Genomic DNA, 21167 nt, shown 5'->3' with positions numbered 1-21167 from the left:
AGAATATGGAAGGGACCACATTAAATAATCAGATTGCTATAGTTACAGGGGCCAGCTCTGGAATTGGACAAGGTATTGCTTTTGCCTTGGGTAAAGCTGGTGCTAAAGTGGTTGTTAATTACCATTCTAATGCAGAAGGGGCTCAAGAAACTGTGGAAAAATTAAAAAGTTTTGGCACTGACGCTATTGCTGTAAAAGGGGATGTAAGCAAGGAGCAAGACGTAATCACCCTGTTTCAAAAAGCAATTGCAATGTTTGATGCTGTAGATATTGTGGTGCCCAACGCAGGTATACAAATAGATTATAAACTGCACGAGATGGCCTTAGAGGATTGGCAAAAAGTTATTGATATAAATCTGACAGGACAATTTTTATGTGCTCGCGAAGCAGTAAAATTATTTTTGAAACAAGGTGTTCGAGACCACATCTCTAAAGCAGCTGGTAAATTAATACATATTAGTTCTGTTCACGATGTAATTCCATGGTCCGGTCATGTAAATTATGCCGCTTCTAAAGGCGGGATTGATATGCTTATGAAAAGTATTTGCCAAGGTTATGCAGTAGATAAAATTCGCTGTAACGCTATTTCTCCTGGAGCTATAGCTACAAAGATTAATGAGAACGCTAGGGATACAGAAGAAGAGCGAAAAGAAATGCTAAAGTTAATTCCCTACGGCCGTATTGGTCAACCTAAAGATATTGGAGAAGTGGCCGCTTGGTTGGCTTCTGACCATTCTGATTACATAAACGGAGAAACCATTTATGTAGATGGAGGCATGACCACCTACCCTGGCTTTAAAGGTAATGGTTAATTCATTTGCCATAAAAATTAATGGATATGACCATTGCAATTGCATTAACCTTTCGCTAATATAGACACCCTATCCCTAGATACTTCCTGTACTTTTGATACACAAATCAAGCCTCGCCAGCAAACGATAACAGAACACCTAAACACACTAAAAATGAGGCTAATTGAAAAAGAAACGAGTACGTGCGATTTAATCTTGACCCGAGAAAAATTTGAAGATGCGCTAGAACATTTTTTGGTAGACCAAGACCATCCTTGCGTTATGGCGAAATCACTTTTTAAAATGGATAGAATGACCTATCATGTGTACGGTTCTATGGAACGTAATGATACAGCTGCAAAATTATTGCAGCACATTGAATCCTACTTGGAAGATTACGATTTTACAAATGACCGTTATGAGACGTATTTAGCCGCATTTCCGGCAGATGATTTTCCTACAGAGGAAGCTTTTGAGAACGCATTGTGGACATTATTGCAAAATATGCATCTACAGGATGACAAACAATGGGACCCTACAGTTTCTAGCAATCCAGAAAGTCCTGATTTCAGTTTTAGCATAAAGGGACGAGCCTTTTACATTGTTGGTATGCATCCTAATAGTTCAAGAAACGCAAGACGAAGCCCCTACCCTATGATTGCGTTTAATCTGCATTGGCAATTTGAGCGCCTACGAGAAGAAGGCCTGTTTGAAAATGTGAGAGACCATATTAGACAAAGAGATTTGGAGAAAAACGGAAGCATTAATCCCGTTTTGCAAGACCATGGTATAGCTAGTGAAGCACTACAGTACTCTGGTAAAAACAACAATTTAAATTGGAAATGTCCTTTTCAAAAAATATAATATGACTACAATTGAACCCAGAAGCGGAACTTCTTTTACACTAACAAAAGGGCAATACCTATGTGTACAAGATATACAAGGTATGCAAGTGTCTGATATGGTTTTGTTTGCTGCAAATGATACCAGAGAACATATTTCTTCTGGGAAAACCTTGGATTTTGAAGGCACCATTAGATTAACTACAGGTAATTACATCTGGAGTAACCGCAGTAATAAGTTATTAGAGATTGTTTATGATGATGTAAAACAGCACGATTTTCTTTTAGCACCTTGTAGTAAGGAAACCTTTATGTATTTGTATGATGACCATGATACAACACATAGTTGTAAAAACAATCTAGAGTGCGCTTTAGCTCCCTACGGAATTAAGGCAGATGAAATACCTACAGCTTTCAACATATTTATGAATGTGAACGTAGGTTTAGACGGTAAGATAGAAGTGCTCCCGCCCATCAGTAAGGCGGGAGACATTATTATATTTAAAGCTTTGACTGATGTTATTGTGGCACTTACGGCCTGTAGCGCCAAAGATAGTAATGGGGGGAGTTTTAAACCCATAGGATTCCAAATAATGGAGAAATTAAATATTCCTGAAAATCAAAAAGTTAAACCTGAAGAATTTGGAATGGATTACTAGCGTCAATCACAAATGAGTTCACTAAATAATCATATGAGCACAGCCTAGGTTATTCCCATTTCTAACTTTGAGGCCAACTAGTAAATTAAAAAACGATACAACACAATTATGTCTTTAGCAACAATTTTACTTAACATATTGTTACCACCTTTAGCAGTTGGACTTAAACACGGATTAGGCCTTACTCTGCTGATAAGTATTCTATTAACCGCTCTTGCCTGGTTACCAGGTGTAATTCATGCTTTTATTGTAAATAAGTAAACTATTTAGGGCATTAGCCTTTACAACATCTATAACAAAGAGAATCTATCCTACCATGGATGCTTCCAAACGTGTAAAAGAACTAACCACCGTTATCGCAATAGCTTTGCTGATGGTGGTTTTTATCATTTTTTTCATCAAAGCATTCAAAGTAGTATTGCTCCTCTTAGCGGCTGTACTCATTGCCTTATATTTTCATGGAATTAAAAGCTGGTTTCAACGCAAAACAAAATTATCCACCTCTGTTTCTTTAGGTTTTGCATTTTTAGCTACACTTCTTTTCTTTATAATTTTAGGTTTTTTAGTGGTTCCAAGCTTGGAAAGCCAGATACCACAATTAAAAGAGGAGTTACCTAAAGCGGCAAAACAGCTAAATAACCAATTTAAACACACCCAATGGTTTGGTGTCTTGGTAGAGCCTCTACAACAACAATTAAGCAATCAAAATGAAGGTGGAAAATTTATTAAACAATTTTTTAGTTCGTTTTTTGGTATTGCTGGTGATGTATATATAATACTATTTTTAGGTGCTTTTTTCACTATACAACCAAGCGTTTATACTAAAGGTTTTACGGGTTTATTTCCTAAAACTTATCAAAAGGATGTTGCTGAACTTATTAATAAGTTAGGAACAACCCTTAAGCATTGGCTAATGGGTAAACTTCTTTCTATGAGTGTAGTTGGATTGTTAACCTTGGTAGGACTTTTGATTTTAGACGTTCCATTAGCGATAACCTTAGCCATTTTTGCGGCTTTGGTATCATTTATACCTAATGTAGGTCCGTTATTATCTTTAATTCCTGCAGTGTTATTGGCAGCCTCTATTAGCCCGCAACTAGCTTTATACACTATACTACTTTACATTGGAATACAATTTGTAGAAAGTAATCTTATTACACCCTACATTAATCAGAGAATGATTGCTATGCCCATGGCTTTGGTATTGTTAGCGCAAGTTGTGTTAGGATTGTTTACCGGTTATTTGGGATTAATTTTAGCGGTACCCATTATAGCTATTCTTATTGTATTGATTAAATTTATTTATAAAGAGCGTCTATTAAAATCTACCGAATAAACTAACATACTGTTTGTTTTGCTATTTCTTACCAAACTGCACAGTCACTAGGTTTTACCTTATTAATATCCCAAATATCTTCAGCTATTTACAAATAAGCTATAACTACTACTTCTTTTATTTATAGGAATGGGTATGTAAGCATCAAATGTAACAAATGATTATCCTCTTGTATCGACTATAATTAAGTGCTCGTAAAAAATTTAAGCTTATAATTTGGAGAGACACAAAATTATATACATTGTAAAAAAACCGTCTACTAGCATGCTAATAGACGGCCAAATCACCACAAATCAATATGTATGAAAATTTTACTTATTAAGTTAAGCAGTTACCGCCAACTTAATTTTAGATTTGTATTCTATAGGAGAACAGTTGTACTTTTCTTTGAATATTTTAGAAAAATAACTTCTACTAGAAAATCCTATAGTATATACAATCTCTGATATATTGAGGTCTGTTGTTTTTAAAAGCATTTCTGCTTTATTAATACGCTCATTACGGATAAAATCATTTACCGTAGTATTGTGCATCAATCTAAATCCTTCTTGTAATTTTGCTGGTGAAATACCTACTTTTTCTGATAAATCGGTTACCGTTTTATTGGTCTCTGGATAATTCTTTATAAAATCAGATACTTCTTTTACCAATCTTCTATCTCTACTATTAAGAGAGCCTAAAACTTCATCCTTAAGCAGTTTATCTCTTTGGTGTTGTTGTATCTCCATGGCAAGTATAATATGTACTAAACCTTCGGTCATTAAGGCGCGTACTAAACCTGTCATTTTAAGATTTTGTAATTGGCTTACGCTATCAGCAATTTTTAAATTGTAGGAGCCAACAAATCTATAATCTTCTTGATTTTGTTCTAAAAAAGTCTCTTTAAGTTGGTATCTTATGGTATTTGGTTTGTCTGCCTGCAATAAACCATATACCCCAATGATACTTACATTAGTGCGCTCACCTGCTTTAAACTCAAGCACGTTTAAAGGAGAAACGCTATTGGCCATAATTGCCGTCTGGAATGGTTCTAAGGTTACAGATTGGTGATTCTCGCTAAACTTGTGACGCAGAGAACCTTCCACGCAATAGGCAAAAAATAAGGAATTTTGGGTTTCTGTTCCCAAAAGAATCTGTGTGTCTTCTTTAAAAGTTACATCAAATTCTAAATAGTTAATTCTTCCTTTTAGAGATAAACCGGTTACTTGGCCTCTACCGGTAGCGTTGTTAAAAGTTAATTGTTGCTCTTTTAAACCCGAAGTAGCTGTTGCACCTAATTGGGTTTTTAATTCTTCTAAGGCTTTGCCTAAGGTATTTGAGTGAATTGTGAATGTTTCCATGATGATTTGTTTTGTGTGATTTTATATTTCTTCTTCTACATTTTCTTCTACTTCTGTAATAGATGTAGGTGTTGCGAAGTATTGCGATTTTGCGATGGTTCTGCCTACTTTGGCATATAACTTACTGGAGGAATCTGATTGTATATTCATAGCTTTCTTTGTTTGGCAATTTTGATATTCCAAATATCGTTTAACAGAAAGCCTAATACGTTACACAATTTTTCAATTGCGTTACATGATTTTTAGATTGCTCTGAAAAATTTATAAAACTATGTTAAAATGAGGAAGATTTTTAGAAGTCGTTAAGAAATCACTGGTAATTCAACCGTAAATGTAGATCCTTCTCCAGGAAAGCCTTTGGCGTATATTTTACCTTTATGTTTGGTGATTATTTTACGACAAATAGCCAAACCTATACCGGTGCCAGTATATTGATGTTTTTGGTGCAGGCGTTGGAAAATATCAAAAATCTTTTCTCTTTTATCATTATCAAAACCCATCCCGTTATCAGTAACCGTAATTTTATGGTAGTCCATTGTTACCATAAGACCGTCATTCATGGCAACTTCTCTATGTACCACAGCTGCGTTGATGTTAATTATTACACCTTCTCCTTTTTTACGGTATTTAATGGCATTGCTAATTAGATTATTGAATAACTGCTCCATCTGAAAAGGAATACCCCGTACAACAGGCAATTCTCCTAATATTATTTCAGAATTAGTTTCTTCTAACTTTAAACTATAATCGTTAGCAAGACCCTCTAAAATAGTGGTAAGGTCTATTCGCTCAAAGGTTTCACCTCTTTTATCTATTCTAGAAAAGGAAAGTAAATTATTAATAAGCACACGCATTCTAGCACAACCGTCTAAGGCTCTTTCTAAAAACTGTTGTTTACGTTCGGGTAGTTTTTCTTCTCCCTCCATAACCCTAGACAAATACATTTGCACCTTGCGTAAAGGTTCTTGTAAATCATGACTTGCTACCCGGTTAAAGGATTCTAATTCCGTATTTTTTTTAAGTAATACCGTGTTTTGTTCTAACAAACGTTTATTTAAACGTACTTGTTTACTAATATCTTGAATAACACCTACCATTATTCTATCCTCAGAGTGCTCATCAAAAATGCCCGTTGTATACAAATGTACTTCCTTGCCAGACTTTTTTATCCCTCTAAAATTAAAGTCTAATGGTTTCTTAAGTTCGTAAGCCTCCTGTATTTGTTGCTCGTATTCTTCCAAGTCTTCTGGATGTACAAACATTCTAAATTTTTCTGGACCTGCATCAAAATCCCCTTTTTTATAACCTAAAATTCTATAGACGTTATCCGATAAAAAGGTTTCTTCTTTGTCTAAGTTCCATATATAGGAACCCATAGATGCAATTTTCTCTGCTTCGTTCAACAGGCTGTTGCTAATCTCTAACTCACTATTTAGTCGTTCTAAATCTTGAGCATACATTTTGTTGCTAGTAACATCAGAAACAAGAACTTTTACATTGTCTTTAAAAGGAAAATAGCGTACCCAAAAATACCTTCTTGCCGCATCTATATTAAAGTCTAAAATATCATTAGTTGCCTCTTGCGTGTTAAAACAATTTATCAAACGATCTAGTTCGCCACTTTTCTTCATAAAGGGATACACATCAGAAACAAGCATCCCTCTTAATTCTTCTATTTTAAATACTGTTACACTTTCATTGGCCTTACTGGCGTAATCAATTCTAAAATCCACAACGTCCCCTTCATCATTATAAACAGGAAGGTATAAGTTGGCAATTTCTTCCGTAGCTTCTAAAACACTTTCTAAAAACTCTGTAGTACGGACTATGTGTTTATTGTCTTTTGTTATCCGTACAAATGCTAATATTGAAATTAATAGTGAGATAAATCCTGCGGCGAAGAACAAAATTGCATAATACCTATTGCTTCTTTGTAAGTTGTTTTCGCTTTCTTGTACTTTGTGTTGTTGAAAAGCAATAATGTTGTCTTTGGCATTGTCAATATTATATAGAATACCATTCATCTCTTTAAACAGTCTTCTTACATCTTCACTATTGCTATTTTCTGCTTCTACAACCAGATCTAATTTGGTGAAAGCTTTTAGTAGACTATCGTGCTGTTTTTGTATGAGGTCTATGTGCTTTTTTTGTAGTGGGTCGTCTTTAAAATTTTTGTTGAGTTGATTTAAAATTTGCTGACACTTTTCTATAAGTGATTGAAATTTTTCTACAGGCACCCGTTGTTTTACAAAAGAGGATTGGAGCTGGGTTATTTGCAGCTCGTTATAAGTATTAAACAGTTTTTCTGCTTGTACTTGCTCCTTAAATAATTCTGAAGAAGCCAAGCGGTCATCGTCTAACTTGTAATATCTTATATAAGAAAAAATAAAAACCGCCAATAAAACCGTAAATGCAACTAGCATTGCAAATGTTTGTGCTTTATTGGAACGGTCTAACGCTCTTGTGGGCATAAATTATACTCTTAAAAGAAAATTTTCTTTATTCAATGCAGAGGTGTGGTATTGCCAGTTAATTTTTAAAACCCGTTCCACAGCCTTTTTTAACTCTGCAAAAGAACTAGGTTTAGTTAGATAAATATCTGCACCTCTAATAAACGTATCTTCAATATCTTTTTCTGAAGAAGAAGTGCTGTAAATAGCTACAACAATATCTTTTAACAAAGGAGATGTTTTAATTTGTTTAAGACATTCCATACCATTCATAACTGGCATGTTTAAATCTAAAAAAATTAAATCTGGCTTATTAGCCACATTGGCATTTAAAAAATCCATCAATTCCCCTCCATGGCAAAAAGTGGTTAATTCTGTGTTCATCTGTAGGTCATTAATGGCCTCTTCAAAGAACAGACGGTCATCTAAGTCGTCATCCGTCAGGTTAATCTTTAATCTGTCCTGTAACATTGTGTGCTTGGTTAATTAATTAGGGAACATGCTTTTCCTTTTCTGAATAATCCGCTGAAATGCAGATGGCGTTAATCCCGTTGTCTTTTTAAATTGTGTGGACAAGTGGGCTACACTACTATAATTGAGTTCAAAGGCAACTTCTGTTAAAGACATACTTGTCTTTAATAATAGCTCCTTGGCCATTTCCACTTTTCTTAGGATAATAAAACTCTCTATAGAAGTGAAGGTAGCTTCAGAAAACAAACTAGATAAATAGGCATAAGAGTAGTCTAATTCCTCTGCTAAAAAATCACTTACATTCCTTAATTGTGCTTCCTTATCCTTTAAATAAAGGTCTATCAAAAATTTCATCCGTTGTACCAAGCTCAGTTTGGGGTCGTCTACTATTTCTATATGAAAGGTAGACAACTGGTCTTGTAACTCCACTTTTTCTGATAATTCTAAAGGCGTTGTAAGTTGCACTTCGTTTAAGTTGACCAAGTTGTATTCAATATTTGCATTTTTCAATACAAACTCAATTACCGATTTATAGGTTTGTGAGAGATCATATTTTAAATACAAGGTCATAAAGGTGTCTGTTTACATCAAACAATATACAACAAACATAAGTCAATCTTTTAAACAAAATTGTTTTTTTAAGAAAACTTTGTTTAATCTATAACTCAGCATCATAAACAAAAAGTTAAGCGAGCGAACATTTTATCGTTTATTAAGGCGATAATTAAAATATGCTTAAACGGATATTTTAATTTAAGGTCTGATTACCAGATTTATAATAATCTAAAGCACCTTAAAATGTTCCTAGCTTTATAAGCTAGAAGAATTTTGTTGAAGTATTAAACAAAGAAGAACTACATAATTTAAAAAGAAAAAGGTTGCCAAAGTGGGCAACCTTTTTACAAACCAAACCAAACTAACCAAATAAAATCTTAGTGAATTTCTTCTAAGTAATTTGCGCGATTGTAGCTCTGCTCAATCTTATTTTTTTGTGTTGTTAAAATGTTTAAAGTAGATGTAGGAATTTTAGTTTCTTTAAGCACTTCTTGATAATCTTCCAAAGCTGCTTTTTCTCCATTTCTAACCTCTTCTAACATAGCTTCCTCATCGTCTTGAGAAAATAATGCTTTGGTATCTATCCAAGCTCTATGCATAGCACCTAAAACACTGCCTCCACTTTTATTTATATCCATTCCCTTTGCAACCAGCTCATGCTCCAATTCTGCTTTAAACTGATTTCTTTCATTTGCTTTATGCTCAAAAAAACGTTGCAATGTTGGATTGTCTATTTTTTCAGCAGCCTTGGTAAAACCTTGCTCTGCATCGTAAGCCTTGGCCAATAAGTTATTCAATTTATCTTCTGTGGTCTTTTCAAATAATGACATATTCTATACAATTTTTTATTTCTAAATTCTTTTTCTTCTACTGTGCCTTACAAAAGTTGTAATTATAATTACTTAACCTTACTTCATATGGCATTGTAATTAACTCATTACGTTTTACTTATAAAAAGAAGTCGTTTTTCAATTGCGTTCATCTTATTTGCTTTTGGTGTAATATAAAGCCAGTAAACGTCGGAGTTTTATGGATTGAACAAACAATACGAACAACTACAAGTAAAAATCATGGGATTTCTTCACTTTAACCAACAAGACCTTATTATATACACTAGCACAAATACGTTTTTACCAACAAATGGGCTAGAGAAGTCTTTAAATAGATTGCGAAGTATAAATGTGAATAAAGAACGTCTACTACCTATAGTTTGGCAAGAGATAGTACATAAATTAATCCACCGGGACAAAAGTCTGCAACTACACGAAATAACCCTCTTAAAAGAGACTCCTAAAAGTATTCCATTTGCAATAGGTATAAAAAAAGGTAATATTAAAGCCTTACGGAATTACGATGAACTCTTAACTTATTACAATATAAGTTTGGAGTCCCCTAGAATTATAACAAAACAACAATTGAGAGATGTATCTTAAAATCAATCCATCGCGTCAAGGATTTTAGGATTACAGCAAGGCATTGGCACAGCAGCCACCTACTTTTGCTACGACTTTAATAACAATTAAAAACAGTATCTCATGAAAAAATTACTAGTTAGTATAGCAGTAGCAACTCCTATTTTATTATCAAGCTGTAAAGTAGACCAAAAAAAGGAGGCAGAATTACCAGAAGTGGATGTTGATATTGAAACTGCAGCTGGACAATTACCTTCTTACGATGTGGACTGGGCAGACGTAAATGTGGGTACAACTACTAAAATGGTAGAAATCCCTAAAGTGGTTGTTGTAATGGAAGAAGAAGAGGTAGAAGTACCTTATATTGATGTGGATATGCCAGAAGACTTTGGGGACAAAAAAGAGCGTACCGTACGCGTAGAGGCAGAAATTGATGGCGTAGAACACGAACTTGATATTGATAAGATTTACGCTAGTGACAACAACTTAATTGTAGTATCTACATTAGAAAAAGGCGAACAAAATTTAGGTGATAAAAAAATGCGTATTTCTGACCAGGTAACATTGAATGCTCCAGACTTGAATGTTAAGCATTACATTGTTGGTGAAAAACCAGAACGTGTATTTAATACAGAATATACTTATGTGGAAAATATGTCTGAATTAGAAGAAAAACTAGATGGCTATAAAGAAATTTATAAAAGCTAAATTGCATTTTCTAAAGACAAAAAAAACACCGCAATGCGGTGTTTTTTTTGTTTAAGCTAAGTTGTAATTAATCTACCCAAATGGTTTTTGTATTGGTAAATTCTCGTATGCCATAACTAGACAATTCTCTTCCGTATCCACTGTTTTTTACACCTCCAAAGGGTAGTCTAGGGTCAGAAGCTACCAACTTGTTCACAAAAGCATTACCCGCTTCTAGTTGAAGCGCTAGTTTTTCTCCACGCTCCTTATCCCCTGTTAAAACGCCGGCTCCCAGACCAAATGCTGAAGCATTGGCTAGAGCCACAGCTTCTTCTTCATCTTTAGCTTTTATTACAGCGGCTACCGGGCCAAATAATTCTTCATCAAAACCCACCATACCTGGTTTTATATTGGTAAGAATACTTGCAGGGTAATATGCACCTTCCCTATCGGGTATTTTTCCTCCTAAATGTAATACACCACCATGTTCTACCGTTTTCATAACCTGCTCGTGCAACTCATCTCTTAAATCAGTGCGGGCCATTGGTCCATAAAAAGCGGATAAATCCTTTGGCTCTGCCATTTTTGCTGCTTTCATACTACTAGTAAATTTCTCTAAGAACTCATCATAAATAGCTTCTACAACAATAAAACGTTTTGCCGCAATACATGTTTGTCCGTTATTTTGTAATCTACCATAAGTAGCCGTATCTACAGCTTTTTCTATATCTACATCTTCTAAAATAATATACGCGTCACTCCCCCCTAATTCTAATACTGATTTTTTAAGATGTTTACCAGCAATAGAAGCTACGGAACGCCCCGCAGGGTCACTCCCGGTTAAGGTTACTGCTACAATCTTATCATTTGCAATGATGTTTTCTATTGCATCTGAATTCACATTTAAGTTCTGAAATAATCCCTCTGGAAATCCAGCTTTAGCCACTGCAGCTTCTAATGCAAACGCACAACCTTGAACGTTAGATGCATGTTTAAGTACGCCACCATTGCCAGCCATTAATGCTGGAGCAATAAAACGGACAACTTGATAAAATGGAAAATTCCACGGCATAACAGCTAAGACCACACCTAAAGGCTGAAAGGTAACATAGCTCTTACTAGCTTCTGTTTTAATATATTCGTCTTGGAGTAATTCTGCGCCGTTGTCCGCATAGTATCTACATACCCAAGCACATTTTTCTAACTCAGCTACAGATTGTTTTAGTAATTTACCCATTTCATTAGTTGCCAACTCAGCATACACTTGTTTGTTCCGTTCCAAAACATCTGCTAACCTGTGTAGGTATTTTGCACGTTCATCAAAGGATTTAGTTCGCCATTGCAGATAGGCTTGGTGTGTTTTATCGATTTTAGTAACCGCCTCTTCAGTAGTAATTCTAGGGTATTCTTTTATAATTTTACCTGTAGCAGGATTTATACTTTTAGCAATTTCCATAAAGCAAACTTTTAATTGTGTAAAATTAGCTATTCTAAATCTGCCAACTACCCGTATTCAACCTATGATTAACGCAAATAAATGTTAGTGAATATCACTGGGTAAATAACCATAATATCGTTTAAAAGCTGCTGTAAAATGTTGTGGATTTTTGTATCCTACTTGATTAGAAATAAGCGCTATACTTGTCTCTTTGTTTTTCAAAAGGTACTTTGCTTTTTCCATTCGTAAGCGCGTTAAATGCTTAAAAATAGTTTGGCCAAAAGCAATTTTAAATTCACTCTTCAATTTAGATGTATTAATTCCCGCAAAAACAGCCAACTCAGCTATAGTAATGGTTCTATGTAGATTGTACAAAAGATATTGCTCCACTTTATGCATTACAGGAGGTACCAATTGGGGAGGTTTAGCTAAAGTGGTTTGGGCAACTTGTTTATAGGGATTATTTTGTAATAAATGCAATAGTAACTCTATCACCTTAGCCTCTAAAAATGACTTTTTTAAACTACCCTCTAGTGGAATGGTTTTCATTTGATTAAGTAGTGTGCAAATGGTGGTGGTAAAAGGCTTATTTTCTTTCCAGAAACAATTTAATTGATTTGTAGATTGTAATGCGAGTAAATTTAACGCTAGACCATCTTGAGTAGTTAAAATTTTCTCCAAGAAAGTTGTACTGAAAGTAATAACATAGTGAGATACTTTCGGTCCCTCTTGTTTGAGTAAATAATTGCCTTTAGGGAAATAGGTTAAGTTGTAATAGCCTTGTGCAAGGGTTATAGAATTATTTTTATACTGAATGGTATTTAGTCCTTCTAATTGAAAAATTAATTTATAATAGGGACTTTCTTGTTCTAAGACTGCATTTAAAGCCTCTTTGCTTGAATAATCTACCTCTACAAGGGTAAAACCATTCAACCTAAATTCGCGCTGCAATCCTGTTTTAGGTAGATAACCCAAGTCCACAGCCACTTCCTCAATACCATTTGGTATAAAGCCTATTGCTTTAGACCCTTTAAATACGGTCTTTTTAGAAATACTCACTCTAAAACTTCCTTTCTCGGCATATATTCTTCCGTTTGCGTTATCGTTTGTTTTTGGTTGCCCTTTACTTTTGCAAACCTAATTATTTTTAATCGTTCTAAATAAAAATAACGTGCGTTTTTATTATTTAAACCTACTAGTCCTTATCCATTGCATTTTTATGCAAGCCCAAATAAACCGTACTATTTCTGGTAAAATAAGTGCTGCCAACGGCGAACCACTTTTTGGAGCTACAGTGGTTATAGTGGGTACCCAAAAAGGAACGCAAACAGATATTAACGGGAATTACCTGCTTGAAAACATTACAGAAGACACCGTTTTATTACAAGCTTCTTACATAGGTTATTATAACAAAAAACAAAATGTAACCTTTCTTGCAGAAGAGAATAATATAAAGGTAGACTTTGCTTTAGTAGAACGCACCAATACTTTGGATAACGTTACGGTAAATGGAAAATCTAAGAAAACTGCTTTAGAAACTGAAGGCTTTGCTGTTACTGCGGTACAGACGGAAGAAGCGAGTATACGTAACATACAGACCAATGAACTATTGAACACCACCGTTGGTGTAAAAATTAGACAAAATGGTGGTTTAGGCGCTAATGCAGAATACAGCTTAAATGGACTGTCTGGGAGTGCTGTGCGTATTTTTATAGATGGTATACCAATATCTATTTATGGTAATTCTTTTAACCTTAATAGCATACCGCCTTCTTTGATTAAAGAAATACAGGTGTATAAGGGAGTTGTGCCAGGCCATTTGGCAAGTGACGCCCTTGGCGGAGCCATTAATATTGAACTCCACAGCCAAGCTAGATACACATTAAACGTATCTGCTTCTTATGGATCGTTCAACACCCTACAGACCAACGCGAATGCCGTATATAGGATGGACTCTTCTGGTTTTACGGTTAAAGCATCCTTATTTCAGAACTATTCTGATAATGATTATGAAGTTTCTGGTCGTAGCGTTGTAGTAACAGGTCTTGGCGGGGTACAAACACCAATTACCGCAAAACGCTTTAATGATGCCTACCGTTCTGTGGGCGGCATTGCCCAATTTGGTTTTACAGATGTTTCTTGGGCAGACCAATTCTTTTTGGGTATCACTGCTTCAGATGATTATAAGGAGGTGCAACACGGCGCTTTTATGACCATAACCCCTTACAAAGACCGTTATTTAGAGTCCGATGCCTTGTTGGGTAATCTTACCTATAAAAAGAAAGATTTGTTTACCAAAGGTTTGGATTTAAATATTATAGGACTTTACGGTAAACGCAACAGACAGGTGGTAGATACGCTTGCTGCCGCCTATGCATGGAATGGGCAGCGGGCCATAGACTTTAGAGGAGATGAGTATGAATACACTTGGGGCTCACAGCAAGAAGGTGGTCCTACCCTAGCAAAAATTAAAAGAAACGTTGCTTCGGTAAGAAGTGGAATTTCTTATGCTTTTAATGAAAACCATAAGATGCTGTTCAATCATGTTTTTAGCAGTATTGATAGGGAAGATAGTGATGCCCTAAACACCTTGTTAGAAAATATATTTGTGGGTACTAGAGACTTGCGCAAGAATATATTTTCATTAACCTATGATGTTTCTGCGTTTGAGAATCGATTTAAAGCGAGCTTATTTGGTAAGTATTATCAGCAAAAAAATATTAGCAAAGACCCAGCAATAACAGAAGATGAAGAGGGTAATTCTACAATAGTTGAAGAAGTTGTAACCAATAATACTACTAATGAAGGTTATGGATTTGCCGCGTCTTACGCTATTTTACCAGAGGTAACCTTGCTTACCTCTGCGGAAAAAGCCGTGCGTTTACCCAATGAGACCGAAATATTTGGCAATGATGGGGATAACGTCGTTGCCAATTCTAGTATTAATCCCGAGCGTAGCGATAATTTAAACGTAGGGTTCCGTTTTGGTTCTTTCAATATCAAAAAGCATCAGTTTTCTGTATACAGCAATTTTCTTACCAGAAACATTAAAGACCGTATTGGCCTACCAATAGAAACTTCTTTAAACGTGAATGATGAACTAATTGTTTACGTAAACCAAGGTAGTGGTACCTCTAAGGGTATTGATGCCCAATTAAGCTATACCTACAATAACAATCTGGCATTAAATTTTAACATGTCCAAATTCGATTTAAAAATAGAGAATAGAGGTACTGAAATAGATGTGCCAAACACACCCTTCTTAACCATGAACGGTAGCGCCAGGTATCGTTTTGATAATGTAATCCAAAAAAACGCGCAATTAAACCTTTTCTATAACCTATACTACACAGACGATTTTTCCTATTTGGTTCCTCAAGGTTCTAACACCACTGGAGACGATTTCTTTAGGGTTCCTGAACAGCTGGTCCAAGATTTAGGATTAAGCTACATGTTTCCAAACAAGAATATCATTTTAAGTTTTGATGCCAAAAACATATTTGATAAGCCGGTTTATGACAACCTATCAGTTCAAAAACCAGGAAGGGCTTTCTATCTAAAATTAACCTATAACCTTTATAATTTTTAATACCTATAAATACGCTATACAATATGAAACGTACTAATTTAAATTTTAAAGCAGTTGTTTTATCCCTAATTGCTACTGGTCTTTTTACAGCATGTAGTAATGAAGATGATGGTCCTGGTACAACACCAAATCCAGACCCAGACCAAGAAGACACCAGATGGATTACGGTTGCAGCTGCTCGTATGGGAGAAAATCCTGGAGATGGTAACGGTGGTACTCTAATTTATGCTTTAGATAGTGAAGATGCTAAAGACCCTTCTGTTTCTGTTGCGCCTTTTGATAATGGTTTTATTGTGCCTTCTAATAGAACAGCTAGATTACAAGCTTCTGAAGATGGAAGTACTATTTTTAACATAAGCTATGCAGGAGATACTGGCGGTAACTATACCAAATATTTGGTAAATGGTGGGCAAGATTTTGAACAAACAGGTTCCGAAATTAGTATTGCTCCTTATGTAGGATCTGCCCCCAGATGGATTAAATTATTTGATGGCGATAAAACGGGTGCCGCTGTTTATGTATCTACGGAAAATAGGTATGATGATAATGATACCCCGGATGACGAGACAGATGACACGTATATAAATACGGTTTCTACTATGGGGGTAGTAACTTTAGATTTGGAAAATTCTGCTATTATTAATTTTGAAGAATCTACGTTTACTTTAAATGCCGAAGATGCTGCAAATGGCTATTATATTGATAGGATAGATATGCCAACGTTAAATGCAGCTGGTGACAAATTATACATTGGAGCACGAGTTAGAAAATTGGACCCTGCAACTGGAGAAAGAGAGAGCGATTATGAAATATTAGGTTCTAAAACCATTGTTCTAGACTATCCATCGTTAACAAATCCTACAATTATTACATCAGGAATTAGTAATGGAAATACCAATGGCTACCGTAGTATCAATTCTTTTGAGTACAATGAAGCGGTATACCAAGCCAACCAAAGTGACCCAAATGGTTCTTATATTCTAAAAATTGGTGCAGACAACCAGTATGATGATTCTTATGTTTTTAATCTGGATGATGCTTTAGGTGTAGAAGGTGCATATGTTTTGGCATGGAGACCTGCTGCAAACGGTAAGGCTGTATTAGCTTATAGGCACAACGGTTCTGAAGAGGGTGTTGCGGGTGCGCAAGGCTTCTTTGCGTTGGTAGATTTAAATGCCAAAACAGCAACTACAATTACGGACATTCCTTACGACCCAGATTTCTACTTATTCCAATATCAAGGCTATGCAGTAGACGGTAATGAAATTTACCTAACTCAAGCCCCAGTAGGGCAAAACGGAAATATATACGTTGTAGATACAGAAACTGGAGCCGTTACCAAAGGTGCAGAATTGGTTAACGTAGAAGGAAGTCATTTTATTGGCGCTTGGTAATAGCCTTTTAAATAATAACCTAATAAAAAAGGGTTTCTAGTGCGTAGCTAGAAACCCTTTTATTTGTCAAGTTTAGATATTATTTCATTTCAAAATCGCCGTTAGAACGGACGTAAATTACCGTTTCAACATCGGTGCTTATGTAAGGAGATGCGTTTTCTTCTACCCCAAAATAAGAACCTGCTTCCAATTCATTTTTAGCATCCTTTTTAGAAAATTGATGGGTTATTTTACCTGAAATAACCACAGATCTAAAGTTTGGACTTAAATTTTTAATACGTCCTTTAAAGCCAGCTGGTAATTTTAATAGTGTTGCTCGTAACTGATTAGCATTATGACTTCCCCATAAAAAAGCGGTTTCTACATTACTCTTTTCGGAAACCCACTCCAAATCCTTGGCATGTAACCAAACTAGATTAGATTCATCTATGTTAATGGGGCGTTCCCCATAATCAAAAGCCTCATCTGTAGGTTGTACCAAATATGGCCCTTCTTGTATATCTAAAAATGCCATATTTTCTTCTCCATCTGCAGCGGTTACGTGTCCTTCACCGGCAGGCTGCTGCCAATAGCTACCTGCAGGCAACCACATTTCTTCTGCCTTTGGGTCATCGTTATGTAGCAATCCCTTAATAACCACGGCTCGATACGTAATGTTATGAATATGCGGTGGGGAAGAGAATCCTTTCTTGAATTTTACCAGAAAACCGGAAGGTTCATTCTTGGTACGGTCTCCCCATAATTGCCCTGCAGCAGGACTTTTATCTCCCCTAGCCGGGTTTAACCAACCCCAATCTATCTGGTCTTGTGTTACTACCTCATTTTTACTTTTTGTAGTATCCGTGGTTGGTGTTTGGGCAATAGCCGTACCCGTTAACGCCAAGACAAAAATGCCTAATAGTATATTTTTCATTTTTAGTATTCCTATTTCCATGTCACAATATCGGACTTCTCCCTTCTTACCTTAGAACGTTCAGGATTTGCTTTTCTATAGCCAAAAGCGACCATAAAGGCTAAGCCATATTTATTGGTATCAACACCAAATTTGTCTCGTAATAGCGGCTCTATATCTGTTTGATGAAACCCTTCTATTGGGCAACTATCTATACCTACTAAGGCAGCAGATGTCATCATATTTGCCAAGGCGATGTAGGTTTGTTTCGTAGACCAGTCAAATAATTTTTTATCGGTATCCAAGTTAAAATCACGTTCTTGAAATTCTCTATAGAAATTGGAATACATTTCTACCACATCATCTGGAAATTGTTTCACTTTACGCATCATATCATCTATATATTGTGCATCGTGCTTTACCATGGGGGCTTTCATGGCCAACCCAAGTACAAAGTGGCTTGCCGTGTCTAATTTTAAAGGAGCACCCCATGCAAAGGGTTTTAAAGATTCACGCAAATCTTTGTCTTGTACCACTACAAAATGCCATGGTTCAAAACCAAAAGAACTGGGAGATAAATGCGCAGTATCTAAAATAAAATCAAAATCTGTATCCGGTATTTTTTTAGTCGAATCAAATTCTTTTGTTGCATGTCTAAAATTGAACGCTTTTAAAATGTCCTCTTTTGCTATTAGTGTTGTTTCCATTGAAATTTTTTGTTTTAAACAATAAACGTTGTTTTTATTTTATAGCTAGTTTATAGATGTAAAAAGGTTTGGTACCCGAATCTGGCTTTCCGGTAAAAGCTGTTGTTTTATGTAGTTGATTAACAGATATGTATAAAAAATCTCCGCTTATAGAAACGTTATCTGGCCAATCTAATCGCTTGTCACGAATAACAGGAAGCAAATCACCCGATGTTGTTAATTTATCTATTCCATAATTCTGGGAATTGGTCATATAATGCTCACCGTTTTTAGCTGTGATAACACCGTCAGAAACTGGTTTTGGCCCAACTACTTTTAGTGCTTTTGCAAATTCATCCTTAGACTTCCCTTCCCTTAAAACAGAGCTTGGTATTGCATACCACGTAGTACCACTCATAGCCCCGTAAAAAAGTGTTTCCTTATCAGCACTTAAGGTAATAGGGTTTACACCAACACGTGCTGGTGCTCCACCAAATAGCACCAATTCTCCATTAATATAGGTGTCAATATTTTCGGGTTGCATGCTAGAATGAGTAATTCTATTTGCCGTGTTGGTATTGGTATCTAACACTAAAATTCCAGGGTTGGCTATATCTGCCAAGAATACGAACCCATTAACATCATCTATCGCCAAATCTTGGATAAAACTTCCTTTTGGTGCTATTTCTTGCGAAAATTCATATTGGTATACCTCTTTACCCGAGTTGATATCAAATGCATACACTCTAGTAGTTCCACGATTTTGCCCCATGTCTACAATCCAAAGTCTATTTTTAGCATCAATCCTAATTCCTAAAGGGCTGTCTATTTGTTTTCCTTTTGGAGCACCTTTAATACTTTGATAACTAGCATCTGGAAAAGGCCTATAGCTATCTTTACCTGTTATTTCTATGAGTTGCACATTTACTCCGTCATTACCCAGCGGATGAACAGTACTAAAAATTCTGTCATTACTTACGGCTACGTTTCCTGGCCTAAAAGGTAAAGCAGCTGCAATCTGCAATTCTTTATGTTGGCCCCATCCTAATTGGTAGGCCATAACTGATACTATTATAAAACTAAATACTGTTTTCATGGTTCTAAATTTTTAATACAGCAAAGTTAGGCTTGGAATAAGCTTACAACCATGTACAAAAAGAGGTTTGTTTGGTACATTTAAAGGTTGCAGTATAGTATTAACAATAGTTTAAGGTTGTTTTAAACTATTTTTATGTCCAAAATAGCGTTAGATGGAAGTTTTACAGGCAATAAAACCTTTAGATATACAAGAAGTGCGACTAGATATGTGGGAACAACGGCCCATTAAAAACAATTTTTTTGAGTTGGTTTTGATTAAAGATGGAAACGGGTCTCAGTGTATTAATTACAATGAATATAAGTATACCAAAGGCGATATTTTTCTACTACCACCGCTTAAATGTCATTTATTTACTATTGCGGAACCCACTACGTTTATCTTTCTAAAATTTTCTGACGCATTTTTTAAAACCACTAGCAAAATAACCATAGACCGCAATGCTTGGTTTAAAGAAGCTGCATACATTCTTTCTAATTACAACCAAATACCGGGAGATATTATCACCTCTAATGTAGACCGAAAGTATATTACTAATCTTGTTGATATGATTCTACAAGAGTCTCGTAATTATTCTGAAGATTCCCATAACCTTATTACCAGCTTAATGACCAGTATTTTAGAATTATTGATGCGTAATGTTAAGAAAAGTATTTATTTAGACAGTACTTCTAATACTCATGGAGATGAACGTGTAGGAAAGATGCTAAACTACATTAATGAACATTTGGATAAACCTGCTCTTTTAAAAGTTGAAAATTTAGCAGCAGTTTTTAATATGTCTGCGACTTATGTAAGCGAATTTTTTAAGAAGCAAATGAATCTATCCTTACGGGAATACATTATAAAGGCCAAACTTAAATTAGTAGAAATTAGGCTTCTAAATAGTGATTATACGTATACGGAAATAGCAGACGAGCTGGGTTTTACAGATGTGAGCCATCTTTCTAAAACCTTTAAACGGTATTCTGGTTCAACACTAAAAGAATTTAAACAAAACGGAGAATACCAGTTGTTAAAACGTAGCGTTTGTAGCGCTTAAAATCGTATTCCCAAAGCATTAAACAAATGGCTCATGGTCCATGCCGGACCAATCATTAGAAATTGTAAATCTTTTAAAAAAGACGGCTTTTTACCTTCGTGATTGTGCCCAATAAATTGACCAATCCAAGCTACCACAAAAATACCGAGCATTAGCGCCCAAAGCGGTGCAAAATTTAGTTGTGCAATAGCATAAATGCCCCAAAGTACACCAATAGAAAACAACAACATCCCAACAAACAAAACTATAGATAAGCGTAGATAATAGAGCAATCCAAAAATAATCAGTAAAGTTCCCACGTGAGAAAAAGGTTTTAAAAATGTGGGTAAAACTGATGTTAGGGTATCCGGTAACGGAATACAAGCCAATAGCCCTATTAAGCTAAAAAAGATAAGCGGCACGCAGATATAATGTATACTAATATTTAATTTGGTTTGGTGGCTTTCTGCATATTCAGATAATAAAGCATCTATAGTTCTCATTAATA

Annotated in this window: 22 protein-coding genes; 10 read left to right on the top strand and 12 right to left on the bottom strand. The window is 35.4% G+C overall.

What is annotated here, in order from left to right; all coding sequences use genetic code 11:
• Positions 1–5: 5 nt before the first annotated feature.
• The 5 genes from FBT53_RS04005 (at position 6) to FBT53_RS03985 (ending at position 3628) form a co-directional block, all read left to right on the top strand.
• Entirely contained in the window at positions 6–812 is an 807-nt protein-coding gene (locus FBT53_RS04005) for a glucose 1-dehydrogenase (RefSeq protein ID WP_136949873.1), read from the top strand.
• Positions 813–965: 153 nt separating this feature from the next.
• Entirely contained in the window at positions 966–1655 is a 690-nt protein-coding gene (gntA, locus tag FBT53_RS04000; protein WP_136949872.1) for a guanitoxin biosynthesis heme-dependent pre-guanitoxin N-hydroxylase GntA, read from the top strand.
• 1 nt (position 1656) lies between these two features.
• Positions 1657–2292: a DUF1989 domain-containing protein gene (locus FBT53_RS03995; RefSeq protein ID WP_136949871.1), complete on the top strand. Its 636-nt coding sequence runs from the start codon at positions 1657–1659 to the stop codon at positions 2290–2292.
• Positions 2293–2400: 108 nt separating this feature from the next.
• Complete coding sequence (locus FBT53_RS03990) at positions 2401–2553, top strand: YqaE/Pmp3 family membrane protein (protein WP_136949870.1); 153 nt, start codon at positions 2401–2403, stop codon at positions 2551–2553.
• Between the two features lie 55 nt (positions 2554–2608).
• Positions 2609–3628, top strand: coding sequence for an AI-2E family transporter (locus tag FBT53_RS03985; RefSeq protein ID WP_136949869.1), 1020 nt, complete (start codon positions 2609–2611; stop codon positions 3626–3628).
• 323 nt (positions 3629–3951) lie between these two features.
• On the opposite strand, the gene FBT53_RS03980 is transcribed toward FBT53_RS03985, so the two are convergent.
• The 6 genes from FBT53_RS03980 to FBT53_RS03960 form a co-directional block, all read right to left on the bottom strand.
• A complete protein-coding gene (locus FBT53_RS03980; protein WP_136949868.1) occupies positions 3952–4968 on the bottom strand; it encodes an AraC family transcriptional regulator in 1017 nt (338 codons plus the stop codon).
• A 21-nt stretch (positions 4969–4989) separates the two neighbouring features.
• The gene (locus FBT53_RS16345) at positions 4990–5118 is read right to left on the bottom strand and encodes a hypothetical protein (RefSeq protein ID WP_255578203.1); all 129 of its coding nucleotides are present in this window, start codon (positions 5116–5118) and stop codon (positions 4990–4992) included.
• Between the two features lie 152 nt (positions 5119–5270).
• The gene (locus tag FBT53_RS03975; RefSeq protein ID WP_136949867.1) at positions 5271–7439 is read right to left on the bottom strand and encodes an ATP-binding protein; all 2169 of its coding nucleotides are present in this window, start codon (positions 7437–7439) and stop codon (positions 5271–5273) included.
• Between the two features lie 3 nt (positions 7440–7442).
• Positions 7443–7889: a response regulator gene (locus FBT53_RS03970; RefSeq protein ID WP_136949866.1), complete on the bottom strand. Its 447-nt coding sequence runs from the start codon at positions 7887–7889 to the stop codon at positions 7443–7445.
• Positions 7890–7904: 15 nt separating this feature from the next.
• Positions 7905–8459: an AraC family transcriptional regulator gene (locus tag FBT53_RS03965; protein ID WP_136949865.1), complete on the bottom strand. Its 555-nt coding sequence runs from the start codon at positions 8457–8459 to the stop codon at positions 7905–7907.
• Between the two features lie 362 nt (positions 8460–8821).
• Positions 8822–9274: a PA2169 family four-helix-bundle protein gene (locus FBT53_RS03960; RefSeq protein WP_136949864.1), complete on the bottom strand. Its 453-nt coding sequence runs from the start codon at positions 9272–9274 to the stop codon at positions 8822–8824.
• A 240-nt stretch (positions 9275–9514) separates the two neighbouring features.
• On the opposite strand from FBT53_RS03960, the gene FBT53_RS03955 reads away from it, so the two are divergent.
• Together FBT53_RS03955 and FBT53_RS03950 are read left to right on the top strand one after the other, a co-directional pair.
• Positions 9515–9877, top strand: a complete 363-nt coding sequence (locus tag FBT53_RS03955; protein WP_136949863.1) for a hypothetical protein — start codon at positions 9515–9517, stop codon at positions 9875–9877.
• Positions 9878–9979: 102 nt separating this feature from the next.
• Positions 9980–10564: a hypothetical protein gene (locus tag FBT53_RS03950; protein WP_136949862.1), complete on the top strand. Its 585-nt coding sequence runs from the start codon at positions 9980–9982 to the stop codon at positions 10562–10564.
• Positions 10565–10631: 67 nt separating this feature from the next.
• On the opposite strand, the gene FBT53_RS03945 is transcribed toward FBT53_RS03950, so the two are convergent.
• Complete coding sequence (locus FBT53_RS03945; protein WP_136949861.1) at positions 10632–11999, bottom strand: NAD-dependent succinate-semialdehyde dehydrogenase; 1368 nt, start codon at positions 11997–11999, stop codon at positions 10632–10634.
• Positions 12000–12083: 84 nt separating this feature from the next.
• A complete protein-coding gene (locus tag FBT53_RS03940) occupies positions 12084–13040 on the bottom strand; it encodes a helix-turn-helix domain-containing protein (RefSeq protein ID WP_136949860.1) in 957 nt (318 codons plus the stop codon).
• Between the two features lie 160 nt (positions 13041–13200).
• Here FBT53_RS03940 and FBT53_RS03935 point away from each other — a divergent pair, with 160 nt between their 5' ends.
• Positions 13201–15570 (top strand): carboxypeptidase-like regulatory domain-containing protein, encoded by a 2370-nt coding sequence (locus tag FBT53_RS03935; RefSeq protein WP_136949859.1) that lies wholly within the window; start codon positions 13201–13203, stop codon positions 15568–15570.
• A gap of 23 nt (positions 15571–15593) precedes the next feature.
• Complete coding sequence (locus FBT53_RS03930) at positions 15594–16964, top strand: hypothetical protein (RefSeq protein WP_136949858.1); 1371 nt, start codon at positions 15594–15596, stop codon at positions 16962–16964.
• Positions 16965–17043: 79 nt separating this feature from the next.
• Here FBT53_RS03930 and FBT53_RS03925 read toward each other — a convergent pair whose 3' ends face one another.
• The 3 genes from FBT53_RS03925 to FBT53_RS03915 are packed head-to-tail and all read right to left on the bottom strand — an operon-like array spanning position 17044 to position 19638.
• A complete protein-coding gene (locus FBT53_RS03925) occupies positions 17044–17877 on the bottom strand; it encodes a DUF4437 domain-containing protein (RefSeq protein WP_169630309.1) in 834 nt (277 codons plus the stop codon).
• An 11-nt stretch (positions 17878–17888) separates the two neighbouring features.
• Positions 17889–18563, bottom strand: coding sequence for an NAD(P)H-dependent oxidoreductase (locus FBT53_RS03920; protein ID WP_136949856.1), 675 nt, complete (start codon positions 18561–18563; stop codon positions 17889–17891).
• A 34-nt stretch (positions 18564–18597) separates the two neighbouring features.
• A complete protein-coding gene (locus FBT53_RS03915; RefSeq protein ID WP_136949855.1) occupies positions 18598–19638 on the bottom strand; it encodes an L-dopachrome tautomerase-related protein in 1041 nt (346 codons plus the stop codon).
• A gap of 154 nt (positions 19639–19792) precedes the next feature.
• Here FBT53_RS03915 and FBT53_RS03910 point away from each other — a divergent pair, with 154 nt between their 5' ends.
• Positions 19793–20680, top strand: coding sequence for an AraC family transcriptional regulator (locus tag FBT53_RS03910; RefSeq protein WP_136949854.1), 888 nt, complete (start codon positions 19793–19795; stop codon positions 20678–20680).
• Here the strand turns inward: FBT53_RS03910 and FBT53_RS03905 are convergent.
• Positions 20677–21162 (bottom strand): DUF962 domain-containing protein, encoded by a 486-nt coding sequence (locus FBT53_RS03905; RefSeq protein ID WP_010516741.1) that lies wholly within the window; start codon positions 21160–21162, stop codon positions 20677–20679. The two genes, FBT53_RS03910 and FBT53_RS03905, sit on opposite strands and share 4 nt — an antisense overlap.
• Positions 21163–21167 lie beyond the last annotated feature (5 nt).

Origin of the sequence: Flavobacterium sp. ASW18X, from assembly GCF_005144745.1 — a bacterium.
Classification (GTDB): Bacteria; Bacteroidota; Bacteroidia; order Flavobacteriales; family Flavobacteriaceae; genus Croceivirga.
The sequence above is the reverse complement of the archived record's forward strand: the minus strand, read 5'-3'. Positions and strand labels throughout refer to the sequence as shown.